The organism is Bacillus cereus group sp. N21, from assembly GCF_016483395.1.
GTDB classification, from domain to species: Bacteria; Bacillota; Bacilli; order Bacillales; family Bacillaceae_G; genus Bacillus_A; species Bacillus_A pseudomycoides.
In genome coordinates, this window is record NZ_JAEHBX010000402.1 from 1 (window position 1) to 247 (window position 247).

Consider the following 247-nt stretch of genomic DNA (forward strand, 5'->3'; position numbering starts at 1 on the left):
GGTGAAATAAGTGGTGAATATGATATTCGTCGGGCTTGGGATGGTGTTGATCCATCATCTGGAGAAAAACTGTCTACTTTGGACCGATTTTTAGCTGGTGGGATGGTAGTAGCTGGTCTTACCCCAATTGGAAAAATTTCGAAAGTTGGTAAGGGTGTAAAGATGACTGCTGACGCTACTAAGGTTGTAAATAAAACTAAAAAAGTACCTGTTGAGAAAGTAAATGAAGCTAAAGGTACAAGTGAAG

The 247-nt window shown here is 39.7% G+C and carries 1 protein-coding gene; it reads left to right on the plus strand.

Annotated elements, in window-relative coordinates; genetic code table 11:
• On the plus strand, positions 1–247 hold a 247-nt coding region (locus JDS96_RS31390), incomplete at both ends, for a pre-toxin TG domain-containing protein (protein ID WP_199669182.1).